8 protein-coding genes and 2 pseudogenes are annotated in these 12,540 nt (G+C 51.4%); 8 read left to right on the forward strand and 2 right to left on the reverse strand.

The window, feature by feature from the left end:
* Together HEQ72_RS07840 and HEQ72_RS07845 are read left to right on the forward strand one after the other, a co-directional pair.
* A pseudogene (locus HEQ72_RS07840) lies at nucleotides 1-107 on the forward strand (IS5/IS1182 family transposase); the annotation flags it as partial.
* 96 nt (nucleotides 108-203) lie between these two features.
* Nucleotides 204-730 (forward strand): annotated as a pseudogene (locus tag HEQ72_RS07845) (IS5 family transposase); the annotation flags it as partial.
* Nucleotides 731-762: 32 nt separating this feature from the next.
* On the opposite strand, the gene HEQ72_RS07850 reads toward HEQ72_RS07845, so the two are convergent.
* Together HEQ72_RS07850 and HEQ72_RS07855 are read right to left on the reverse strand one after the other, a co-directional pair.
* Complete coding sequence (locus HEQ72_RS07850; protein WP_168023058.1) at nucleotides 763-3,471, reverse strand: hypothetical protein; 2,709 nt, start codon at nucleotides 3,469-3,471, stop codon at nucleotides 763-765.
* Between the two features lie 41 nt (nucleotides 3,472-3,512).
* Nucleotides 3,513-4,286 carry a class I SAM-dependent methyltransferase gene (locus tag HEQ72_RS07855; protein ID WP_168021403.1) on the reverse strand — a complete coding sequence of 258 codons (774 nt, stop codon included), beginning with the start codon at nucleotides 4,284-4,286 and terminating at the stop codon, nucleotides 3,513-3,515.
* A 423-nt stretch (nucleotides 4,287-4,709) separates the two neighbouring features.
* On the opposite strand from HEQ72_RS07855, the gene HEQ72_RS07860 reads away from it, so the two are divergent.
* The 6 genes from HEQ72_RS07860 (at nucleotide 4,710) to HEQ72_RS07885 (ending at nucleotide 12,521) form a co-directional block, all read left to right on the forward strand.
* Nucleotides 4,710-6,059 (forward strand): UDP-glucose dehydrogenase family protein, encoded by a 1,350-nt coding sequence (locus HEQ72_RS07860; RefSeq protein ID WP_168023059.1) that lies wholly within the window; start codon nucleotides 4,710-4,712, stop codon nucleotides 6,057-6,059.
* A 19-nt stretch (nucleotides 6,060-6,078) separates the two neighbouring features.
* Nucleotides 6,079-7,092 carry an NAD-dependent epimerase/dehydratase family protein gene (locus tag HEQ72_RS07865; RefSeq protein WP_322099500.1) on the forward strand — a complete coding sequence of 338 codons (1,014 nt, stop codon included), beginning with the start codon at nucleotides 6,079-6,081 and terminating at the stop codon, nucleotides 7,090-7,092.
* Entirely contained in the window at nucleotides 7,092-8,321 is a 1,230-nt protein-coding gene (locus tag HEQ72_RS07870) for a hypothetical protein (RefSeq protein WP_168023060.1), read from the forward strand. Before HEQ72_RS07865 ends, HEQ72_RS07870 begins: the two co-directional genes overlap by 1 nt.
* Nucleotides 8,309-10,663: a hypothetical protein gene (locus HEQ72_RS07875; RefSeq protein ID WP_168023061.1), complete on the forward strand. Its 2,355-nt coding sequence runs from the start codon at nucleotides 8,309-8,311 to the stop codon at nucleotides 10,661-10,663. The genes HEQ72_RS07870 and HEQ72_RS07875 overlap by 13 nt, the downstream gene beginning before the upstream one ends.
* Nucleotides 10,663-11,436, forward strand: a complete 774-nt coding sequence (locus tag HEQ72_RS07880) for a hypothetical protein (RefSeq protein WP_168023062.1) — start codon at nucleotides 10,663-10,665, stop codon at nucleotides 11,434-11,436. Before HEQ72_RS07875 ends, HEQ72_RS07880 begins: the two co-directional genes overlap by 1 nt.
* Nucleotides 11,437-12,128: 692 nt before the next feature.
* Nucleotides 12,129-12,521 carry an FkbM family methyltransferase gene (locus HEQ72_RS07885; RefSeq protein WP_168023063.1) on the forward strand — a complete coding sequence of 131 codons (393 nt, stop codon included), beginning with the start codon at nucleotides 12,129-12,131 and terminating at the stop codon, nucleotides 12,519-12,521.
* Nucleotides 12,522-12,540: the final 19 nt, after the last annotated feature.

The following is a 12,540-nucleotide window of genomic DNA, read 5'->3' on the forward strand; positions in this document are numbered from 1 at the left end:
CGCGCTGGCGTCGGCTCGTGCGCAACTACGAGGCGCGCATTGACGTCTCCGAAGCCATGATCCACGTCCCGATGGGCAGCCTGCTCCTACGCAGAATCTCACATTGAGCCATTCTCAAACGGACTCTTACGGACAATCTCACAGACTTCTCTGAAGAACAGTGCAGCCAGGCAATGCACCGGTTTGCGCTTCTCCGGCCGCATCTGATCGAAGCGCTTGCAACGTCCGGTGCGGTGACCAAAAGCACATCCATCGACAGCACTTACGTCAAGGCGCATCGATCCACTCACGGGGGAAAAGGGGGGTGAAAAATCAGGCTGTCGGATCGTCGCGGGGTGGCCAAACCACCAAAATCCATGCCCTTACGGACATCATCGGTCGTCCCTTCGTCTTCATGCTGACCGGCGGCAATGTCGCAGACAACACGGTCGCGCCACTTTTGCTGGCCGGACTGAAGGGAGCAAGATACCTGCTCGCTGATAAGGGCTATGATGCCAACAAGTTGCGAAAGCATCTGCGCCAATCTGCAATCGTGCCTGTCATTCCCGGTCGCTCGAACCGCAAGCAGGACATCAGATATGACAAGCTGCGCTATCAAAGCCGCCATCTCATCGAAAACGCCTTCTGCCGCTTGAAGGACTTTCGAAGGGTCGCCACACGCTACGACAAGCTCGCAAGAAACTTCCTCTCCGCCGTCGCACTCGCAACCCTCGTCGCATTCTGGATATGAGTGAGTCTCGACCCTAGGCATAAATGTAAACATCAGGGAACGGCCACTGAGCTATCCATAATTCGTTCGTTATGCCATCCCTCCCTTAAGCTTGCATTTATATGTCGGGCGATGCTAACCAATTTCGACACCCCATCATCACTGACAACATCACGCCTGACAAAGAACCAAACAGCGCTGGCAACCAACCTGCCTTCATCTTCGTAAACAAAGTGAGGCGCAGACAAATCTTCAGGCTCTGCCGCATATCTGTCTAATGTTGAAACACTAATCCCCGCCGGTGCTGCGGGCAGCAGTTCCAGACCAAGACAAGCCTTGCAGGCCTGCGCAAATCCTTTATCTGCCACTAGACTGAGATGAAAACAGTCATGATTGTCTGACACTCCCAGATCCATATGACAAACAATCGCAATGATACCACCCACGTCAACCAATTCAGAAAGAACGGCAAGATAGTTAAAAACATCACTCAAGTCAGCTTCGCTACGGAAGCGATCTCTAACAAGGGCAACAGCAACTCCATATGGAATATCGCGCCCCGGAAGAGCAGGCAGGACGTGAATTCGGGAAGGCTCACACCACACTTTCTCAACATGAGGAAAGTCATGTGGAGCATCCAAAACAACATCGACACGGTGGTAGTGGTTACTCAAAAAATGATGAATAGCATCCGGATGCTGCCCGACAATGACCAATGCACGCTGCCCCCCATCACCCCATCCCAAACGTTCCAGAACAGCAAGAACATGACAACGGAACCAAATCCCGCGAGATCTCCGAAGAATATTTGCAGCAAAGGCCCCGGTAAAATAATACCTTGCAAAGCGCAAGAAATCAGGATTCTCCCAATCCTCAATAGCAGAAAGACGCGAGGGATACTGTTCAGGATCCGATGCCGCATCCAGAACGGGTACACTCACCCGTCGGCGCAGATGAGCCGAATAACGACCAGCTTCAATACGTCGCCGCAGGACTGAAAGTTTCTGCTCGTCAATATCCTGGGCTAGCTTTGGATGCATGGACAAGGTTAAAAGACCATCGGCCACCCGCAATGCCTCTCTCCAAGACCTTGGCACAACCACAGGACTTTCTACCATCTCATACAGTATTGTAGATAAACGTACAGCTTCCGTGATAGGCACGGGCTGAAGCCGCCCCATAGCCGTCCTCAACCACTGCCCTAACTCCCGGGGATCGCACCTTTCATCTGCATCGCGTTCCGGAACAATAACGTATCCCTGTCGGACACGGGTACTGAAGGGCGTACGATTAACAGAGAGATGACTATGAACCAACCCCTCGAAGTGGTTGTGCATGGCGTTGACAGCGATGATCCTTCGCAAGGGCTGCCCAGAAGCATGAGCTTCCGCCTCGATGTCAACCAGCCGCAAAAACCCACGACGTACCGGCGCAACGGCGTTCATGTCGGCAGTCGACCACTTGCGCTGCCTATACCCGTCTTCTCCCCGTGAACACACCCCGAACTCAAAGACAAAGACATCCGCATGCCGTAGCACCTGACTATCGGCAACAATCTTAATATTCTTTCCTTTTTGTGTATTAATGAGATGGGCCACACTTTCCGCTACCCACACAGGGTTGGATGCGCCTCCAGAAGCTACCATGGCATCACCGAACAACTGGAGTAAGGAATCACCGGTACCAAACCAGCCGATAATATCGTGTGGGGCAAGATTAATCAGAAGATCAAGCAAATGGGGAACCGTATGCTCAACTGGGTAATCCAGACTATCATAAGTATCAAGCTCATAACGACTTTCAAAACGATGCACAGACATTCTGGGAAGAACGGCCTTCAATCCATCAACAAACACAGTACTCCGTACGGAAGAAAGACAGAATTCCTCAAGCTCAATGCCGTTAAGTCCCCACGTTTCAGAACATTCTGGTACATCGGCAACAGTAACATTATCAAAGAAACGTCGAAGATCGTTCTCAGGACGCTGATGACCGCTGTGAATGGTCCCAACAACACGAGTATGGCCGAGATGGAAACCACTTAAAAAATCAGTAGCATCATGAACGTCACCAAAGTGAATCTGCATGCGCTTTGCAAAGTTTGAGTCTACATGCCAACCATGAAGCATCTGTTCATTAAAGCCACCAACAGAAAAGAAGTCCCCCCTGGTAACCAGCTGGAAATCCCCCGGTGCATCAAATTGCACAGGATAAGGGCAACGAACAACTTCTTTCAGATGCAAATCAAGACCAAGCTGATTCAGCCCCTTGATAACCTGCCTCGGTTTGAAGCGATCAAAGCACTCCCATAGAGTGTCAGGAACCTCAAATCTGGGCAAACAGTAGTAGCCACGTTCAAGACTGGAGAAGGCATCAGAGAATGTAGAAAAAGGCTCACGTGGAATAAAAACCATGTCCGTATTTGTAGACAAGATCCAAGAGTTTTGATGATTAGAGCGACGCACACCGACATTGCGGGCTATAGGCTCTATTGCTACCAAATGCGTCTTGAGCCGAATATGTTCATGGTGACGAGACCTGACCCGTATAATACGCATTTTTTCCCACACTGTGGGCGTAAGCGTGTCCCTTATGGCCTCAGGAAAAGTCGGTAGATCATCCGGCGTATTATAATCAACAAAAATGATCTCATCATCCGGATCACCCAGCATCTCTGCCAGGCAATTAAGACTGATAGCAGCCCGCTTGTGCAAGCTATAGCCATGAGAGTCATTGCGGCCATAGACAACGATCGATATCACAGGCCCCCCCTAATCCATGCGTACCAAACCAAGCAAGAGAATCACACAGGCATTGCCTTGATCAACAGATGCCAGCCCAGTCGACGCTCCAAGGCCCGGAACACCTCATCCGGCATAGCGGCAAACCAAGGCTGTTTCTCATACTCATGGTGAACGTATTTTTCTGGCACATATGGAAAGATATGATCCTGCTGCATGGAAGTCATCCTGAACCCCTGCAGAAGAGCCGCAGCACTTTCCGGGGTATAGGTTCTGGCCAAAGGACAGCCACTCTGGGCTTCCGGTTGGTCAAATCCCTCGTCAATCATGATCGATTTCCAAGAATTCCGGGCATACAACATGACTCGCAACTCGCCGTCAGCCCGAATAACCTTGCGAATGCCGTCAACCACTCTTTCCGGACAGGGTATATGGTGGAGCACTCCGAACGAATAGACCAAGTCAAAAGAATCAGGCCCAACAGCATCCAGTAGATATTCAGCATTACACTGTATCAGTTGTCCATTCAGGCCAAAAACCCGGAACCGGGTGCGCGCAATATCCAGACTGACTTCCGATAAATCAAGCCCGGTATAATCTGCCCCGGCTCGGGCAAAGTTTACAGCTTCAGTCCCTATACCACAGCCGATCTCTAGAACTTTCTTCCCGTTCCAGCGCGAGAAATCTGCAAAGCTGGGGATATGGGGTTCAACAAAATATTTACGCCTCTCAACCTCATCAAAATAGGCAACAGTACCAACAGGAAGGCGTGAATGGCGAATGTTGCAAGGACGAAGATTCCAATAGGTGCGTATATTTTCTATATCGGCAATCATGACGGGTCCATAAGAACAACACAGATCGCAACGCTATACAAAATAATCCATGCAATCAACATGTATATCAGGTCATTTTTGCACAGATCCGACAAAACAATAAAATAAATTAACATTAATTTATGATCTTCTCACATGAAATAAGCTTTCATCACATGCACACAAGGCTACTGCAAAATACATTTGTTTTTGATATAGAACAATATGGCATTGCACCAAATGCAGAACAGATTTAGCCTCTATGAAACAATGAATTGGGTCCTTCCCCGCAGCGGGACTACCACAAGACAAACATTGAATGTTTACTGGCATGAACGAAACTAGAAAATGGGGCCATCTACAAAGACAGACCTGATCAAGACATGAACTGCGACTGCACGTCAGTCTACGTGGGGTAAATAAAATACACAGGGGCAAACAAACATGAACGTTTCCGTCATTGGCCTTGGAAAGCTGGGGGCGCCCTTGGCCGCTGTTCTTGCTGCCAAAGGCCACCATGTCATTGGCGCTGATCTCAATCCCTGCACTGTGCAATCGATTAACCAAGGTATAGCACCAGTTGATGAGCCGCAACTTCAGGACATGATCAACCAAGCGCAGGGCTGTCTGTCGGCAACAACTTGCTTCAGGACAGCAGCGCTGAAATCAGATGTTACATGCATTATTGTTCCTACTCCCAGCGATGCACGCGGTGCTTTCACCAACACGCATGTACTACAGGCCATCGCCGAACTTGGTCGCCATATAGAAACCAAGTCTTCCTATCATGTTGTATGTATCACCAGTACAGTCATGCCCGGCTCATGTGACGGTGAAATCCGATCTGCCCTCGAAGCGACTTCGGGGCGGCGCGTTGGTGTTGATATCGGGCTGTGCTACAGCCCGGAGTTCATTGCCCTGGGCCGGGTTATCCACGACCTCATGCACCCCGACATGGTGCTGGTTGGAGAATCAGACCCCCGCGCCGGCGAAATTGTCTCCGAGCTTATTCTCTCCGCCTGCGCCAACCATCCTCCAGTACAGCGTATGAATCTGGTCAATGCAGAACTCACCAAGATCACAATCAATACATTTGTCACAACAAAGATTTCTTATGCCAATATGCTTTCAGATATCTGCGATCGCCTGCCAGGAGCCGATGTAAAAGTCCTGACCTCAGCCGTGGGTCTTGATAGCAGAATTGGTGGCAAATACCTGCAGGGTGCAACCGGATATGGAGGCCCCTGCTTCCCGCGCGACAATATTGCATTCTCTTCCATGGCACGCACCTTGGGCGCCAGCCCACTTCTGGCTGAAGCAACAGAAACCATAAACCAGATGCAATTGGACCGCATGGCTGAGAAGGTCGTAACCTGCACAAGAAAGGGTGACGCTGTGGCAGTCCTTGGCCTGTCCTATAAACCTGATACCAGTGTTGTGGAAGAAAGCCACGGGATCAAGCTGGCACAAAGACTGGCTAAAACAGGTTTCAAGGTTCTCTGTCACGATCCCAGTGCCGGGTCAACAGCACAGGCTGTTCTGGGTCAGGATGCAAGAATTGTCACATCTGTAGCCGAGGCTGTCATAGCCGCCCAGACAGTCGTGGTGATGACACCCTGGCAAGAATACGGTGCCCTCTCTCCTGAACCTTTTCAACGCACCGGACGACCCGTAACCATTATCGACCCATGGAGAATCATGCCACATGCCATAGCCAGAATCGCTCACATGGAAATACCCGGCCGACACAGCAAATCAATGCTGCAGCATGATGAAGCCATTGTCACAGCCTGACGACAGGGGGGACCAGAGCGTGAAATGTGTAACGACAGCAGATTCTGTTCTTGTGGCTGGTGGCGGTGGTTTCATTGGCGGCTTTCTGACCAAGAAACTGGTTGAAGCCGGAGTGCGCCACGTCAGGGTCGTAGACATCAAGCCAAAAGAAACATGGTACCAACTGGTTCCGGAAGCGGAGAACCTGCAACTGGACCTGCGCAACAGTGACGCAGCTCAACACGCTGTTGCGGGAACCAACAGGATATTCAATATGGCTTGCGACATGGGCGGGATGGGGTTCATCGAAAATCACCGCGCCGATTGCATGGTCTCGGTTCTGATAAATACACATCTCCTGATGGCTGCCCGCAACCAGGATCTCAAGGGTTACTTCTACGCATCGTCAGCCTGCGTCTACAATGCTGAGAAACAGAAACAAGCAGCCGTTGTTCCCCTTCGTGAAGACGATGCCTATCCTGCAATGCCAGAAGATGGTTATGGATGGGAGAAACTGTTCTCGGAACGGATGTGCCGCCACTTCCGGGAGGATTACCAGATCCCCACACAGGTAGCCCGCTTCCATAATGTTTATGGACCACACGGTACCTACGATGGCGGCCGGGAGAAAGCACCGGCCGCCATCTGCCGCAAGGTTATCGAGGCAAAATTGAGCGGGCACCATGAAATCGAGATTTGGGGTGATGGCGAACAGACACGCAGCTTCATGTACATAGATGACTGCCTGCACGGCATGGACCTGATCACCTCAAGCCCTGTATATGATCCACTTAATCTTGGATCTGACCAACTTGTAACCATCAATACGCTTGTCGATATTGCGGAGGATATTGCCGGCATCAAACTGAAGCGCCGTTATAACCTGAACGCACCCAAGGGCGTTCGCGGGCGCAACTCGGACAATACAAAGATCAGGGAGCTACTGGGCTGGGCGCCGTGTACGCCGCTCCGCGATGGACTTGAAACAACCTATCGGTGGATCCATGACCAAATGACGGTACCTGCAAAAAAAAGACATCCCGCGTATTGCTGATGGATAACACATTGTGGCTTCCGACCCCCCTGATTCTGGAGCAAGCGCTGGCAAAAAGCATCGGAGAGAAATGGCATCCATGTCCCGGAGTCCAATGGAACCATATTCTTCTGGATGCGGTTGGACCTGTCCTGTGCTCTTTTGCGCATTGGATTGCTTCGCAGCATGATCCGGCCCAACCACTGTTCTGCGTATTACGCGAAGGACAACTGATCGGGCGCTTGGTTCAGGCTCTGGGTGTACCTGCAGTTCATGATATCAGCCTGAACCGTCGCCTGTGTCTGAAAGCCGCTGTTCTCTCTGCCGAGGATGAAGAAGGTCTGTTGAATATTCTGATACGTGCCCGCAGATGTCCCATGACGGTCACGGAAGCCATGACAGAACTGGAACTTCCACACCCTCCGCTCCCTGCAGACACACGACTGGTCGCCAATTCTCCTGAACTTGCAGCATTCCTTTCTTGGCTCCAGGAGCCTGGCCCAGCAACAGCGCTGCTAACCGCCACATCGGGTCTGCGCACCCGTTTTCTTGCCTATCTTGAACGTATCGGGGCCTTGGACAACAGGCAGATTATCCTTGCAGACCTGGGCTATGCCACGAATATCCAGAATGCCCTGCAGAAAATTCTGCAACATGAAAAAAAAGATATCACCACACTGGGGCTGTATCTTGTAACAACACCCGGTGCCAGCTGGACTATCCAGCGCGGTGGGGCGGTGCGTTCGTATTTGGCTCATCTGGGAAAGCCGGAGTGGTTTACCCACCTGTTCACCCGGGCACCAGAGCCACTCGAGACCCTATGCACGAATGCCGATGGCCCACTGATCGATTATACTGTCGACGGATTACCGGTACGTCTCCCGTCCCTGTTGCCATTGGAACAGACAGAAGCCGTCAAGCAGCTACAAGCAGCTTTGCTGACACAAGTAAAAACATTCTTGGAAACCCATGCAGCAGCGGCACGACTGAAGCTGGCTCGCTTCCTTTGTTTACCAACCTTTGAAGAAACCAGCATCCTGGCACCATGGGTTTATGAAGAAACCCTGGACGCCAGCACACGGCCACTGGCACCCACTGCCACCGGCAATCCATGGAAGCTGGATCGTAACGCCATGCCATGGCCGGCTGGTGCAGCCCGTCAGGCAGGCTGGAAAGACGAACTGCTGCTGTATGAAGCCAAAGCCCTTGCGACCCCTGCACCTGGACCAGAGAACCAATGCTGTCCCTGATTCTTTATGGCCGCAATGACTCTCATGGCCACAACCTTCACAAACGAGCCGCAATCAGCCTGAACTGCATGGCTGAACTCATGGCCGGAACAGATGATGAAATCCTGTTCGTTGACTACAATACCCCCGATACCCTTCCCACGTTCCCAGAGGCGATTGCAGATACCCTGACGACAGCAGCGAAAAGGTACCTGCGGATCCTGAGGGTACGCCCACATCATCATGACCCCATCCGGGATCGGACCCACATGAATGTATGCGAGCCTGTGGCCCGCAATACAGCCTTGCGCCGAGCCAATCCGGCCAATCCATGGGTTCTGTCCACAAACACGGACATGGTGCTGGTACCACGCCCGGATATGTGCCCCCTGTCCGAGATCGTGGCAACGCTCCCGAAAGCCTGTCACCATCTGCCACGCTTTGATTTACCACAGGCAATATGGGAAGAATGTGATCGCAGCAACCCGGCTGGCACCATTGCTTTTCTGGCAGAAAAAGGTGCACGCCTTCACCTGCATCATGTGGTCGAAGGCAGCCCACCCGCCCGCTTTGACAACCACGGCGATTTCCAGCTGATCCCACGTACAGCACTGGAAACCATCCACGGCTTTGATGAACGCATGCTCAATGGCTGGATCGTTGATTCAAACCTTGCGAAACGGTTGCTCATACACTTGGGTCCCCCACAAAGCCTGGAAACACGTCTGCTCGGCTTTCACTGTGACCATACCCGGGGTGGAGGGATCCTGCATGAGCATAACCATGCAGAAAACGACTACTGGAGTTTCTATCGGGATATTACAGAGGCCAAGCTCCCTCACCAAGCTGACAGCTGGGGACTGGCAAACACAGAACTGGAAGAAATACGGCTAAGGCACAGAACGTTTACTGTGTCTGGTTTGCTGACCAATGTCCTGCCACCGCCAGAACGCACCCCTACCTTTTCAACCTACAGGCCCGATTGCCCTGACATGGCGGGCTACAATCCCCACCATGCCCTGCCTTTTCTGGTGGACCTGCTGGTACACCTGCCCCGCGACTGTCATCTGGCCTGGTTTGGTACCCGCACAGACATGCTTGAGCTGGCACAAACAGCCTGGAACGATATGGCGTTCCAAGGTTCATTTGACACAAACAACAACACAGCCTTGGAAACAGCCAATATCCTTGTCTTCGAATTTGGACGGACGGAAGAAACACAAGAACGTCATCCGGCAGGATGGAACGAAACCGACCTTGATGCACTGGCCCCTGTGCACGATACATTCCTGAGAATGGTGGATATCGAACAGAATCGTATATCCAAGGGCCTAAGCCCACGTATGGTCATTACCATCAATGCCATTCACAACCGCTTCGAAACCATGGTCAATGCTTGCATCAATAGTGCCCGCAGCCCTTTCAGTGGACGTGTCCGACACGGGACCGTACTGCCCTCTGGTCAACTTCCCCTGCGGTTAGCCCCCCACGACCTTGCGGCTTGGCTACAGCTCCATATGCAGCGTGCGCAACCTGTCCCCGTCACAGAAGCGGTACGACTGTCCAGCGTGATTGAAGGAATCCTGGAGGGATCACCAACAGTTTGGCAAGAAGACCTTGCTGGCCGCGCCGGAGAAGCTGTTCTGGCTGCTCTCTCCTTTCCGCCACTGACCAGACGCTATCGGGAAGACACCCTGTGCGCCGCACGCAACCGGGTCACAGATCTGCGTCCTTCAACCCGTTTGATACCACGCCTTGCCATCCCTCTGCTGACCAAGCGTCCTGGCCCCCTGGAAGCTCCCAGCCGACTGGCAGGAGCCGAAGACTGGGAGGATCACACCTGGCTTGACCTGAATCGTCGTTATCTGTCAGGCACCTGTGCCGCCAACCTGTTCCGCCGTACCCAGGAGATATTCAGCGCAGTCCATATTGTTGCCACGGCCCGCCACACTGGTGTCGCAGACCAAAACAAGAAGGCATTGATCACAAACCCAATACCCCATTTACCGGATATCCTGAGCCGCCATATGAAACAGGTCAGTCTTCTCGGTCATGCGAGAGACAGCGACAACATTTACGTCCCAGACCGCATCAACGGGTTGGATACATGCCCAGACCAAGAGACCTTTGACTTGGTCATCACCAACAACACAGAGTCAGCCCGATTGGTAACTCCCGGCGGTATATTGGTTATCGTTCAAAATGTACGACTGGACCAGACCATACCGCCACCTGAACTGCCGGGATGGAGGCTTCTTGCTCCGGCCCCGGTCGGGGTTTCCGCTCTGACACTGGACCTTATGGTCAAGGATGACATGACCTTGGCCGCAACATGGTTCTTCCAGCGCAGTGACATCCTGTAATGGCGGAATACAAGGCAACATCCCTCAAAGACCTGCGCCGCGATGCACTCTCGGACTCCGTACGGGCCGTGTCTTTCGATCTGTTCGACACGCTTCTGTTGCGCCGCTGTCAGCCTGAACTTTCACGTCTTGGCGATATTGCCGCCGCTCAAGCAAAAGCATTGTCCATCAGCTTTGCAATCAAGGCAGAAGCTCTGTACAGGGCCCGGCTGAAAATCCAGAAAGACGCCTTTGAACGGGTCAAACATGGAAAGAGCGCCGAAGTGACACATGCAGAAATGATCTGCTCCCTGCGACAGCAGTGCAATCTTCCACCTGAAGCAGACCATATTCTGACCCAAGCCGAGATAGAGTGGGAATACAGTGCTGTAAAGTCAAACCGCGAACTGATCACACTCTGCACCGACATTGTGGCCCATAAACCTGTTATTCTGACTTCAGATATGTATCTACCGGAAACAGCTCTGCGCGCCATACTTAAGCAACAGATTCCGGAGCTTGCATCACTTCCTCTAGCTGTCAGCTCCGACAGAGCAGCAACAAAACGTAGTGGAAAGCTGTTTCATTGGCTGACAGAGCATCTTGGCGTACCATCCTCAGCAATCCTGCACACAGGCGACAACATACATTCCGATGTACGCATGGCTGCGATGGCAGGTTTGGAAGCACGCTGGCTGCCACGCTCCCACATGTATCGAGCTATCCTTGCACTCCGCGATACATGGACACGATATCACCTGCGACAACGAGGCTGGATTGCCAACCTTCCTTAGCTTGTACTCTTTTGACCAAAGAGCATACATGTCGCCTAAAAACATCAATTACAACAAAATTTATTCATAAATATTAGTATTATTAAACGCATAGATAAGAACATGTTTAAGATTGACGATTATAAATAAATGAATTAATCGTAAATGAAGTAAATTATCACATAGAAATGTTAATACTGCCATGGATGCAGACGAATTATGTGAATATGAGATCAAAAATTATAATATATCTACAATAGCTACACATCACCCTATATTCAGACATTACAAAACGTGGCCTGGTCTCGTTGACATAAACTATTATCGATTTTTTTCCGGGAGTATGATGCGCAGATATTTTAAGGACCATTCATACAAACAAAAAACTGGTCAGGTCTTATTTCATGGTGGATTTCCTAGTATTGATGAGGATTATTTCGAGTGGATTGATGTGCTCGAAGCCGTTGAGGATGCAATCGATGAGTTGGTCGTTGTAGAACTAGGTGCCGGTTTCGGAAAGTGGTCCGTCGCAGCAGCATGCGCAGCGCGAACAAGAAGACCTGATCTCAAGGTGAAACTGGTCACTGTCGAGGCAGAACCAACACACTTTGAATGGATGAAACTCCATTTCTCTGATAACGGTCTTGACCCTACTTCTCATCGACTGATTGAATCTCCCGTAAATGGAACAGGAGGAAAGGTATCATTCGTGATTGGCCACCCCCCAAGAGCGGTATGGACAATCTATCATACCTTCTGGATCAAGATTCGGGAACTGGCCAGAGGGAAAAGAGGTTCAAATGACGGCCATTACCTTGGAAGAAGCCGTAGACGGTGTGGGTACTATCGACCTCCTGGATATGGACGTACAAGGCGTGGAAGCCGAAATCATTACCGGGTCTGTGTCATTGCTGAATTCCAGGGTTCGACGCATCCACATCGGTACGCACGGTCATAACATTGAAGACACGATCTACCGGACATTAATCAACGAAGGCTGGTTTTGTACGCGCGCCTATCGGGCGTCCTCTACAGTCAGAACCGAGTTTGGCGATGTGTTCTTTCTGGACGGAGTTCAAAGCTGGCTCAACCCCAGACTCTTCTAGTATATCCGGGGCCATAGGA

The sequence above is a fragment of the Haematospirillum sp. 15-248 genome (assembly GCF_012102665.1).
GTDB lineage: Bacteria > Pseudomonadota > Alphaproteobacteria > Rhodospirillales > Rhodospirillaceae > Haematospirillum.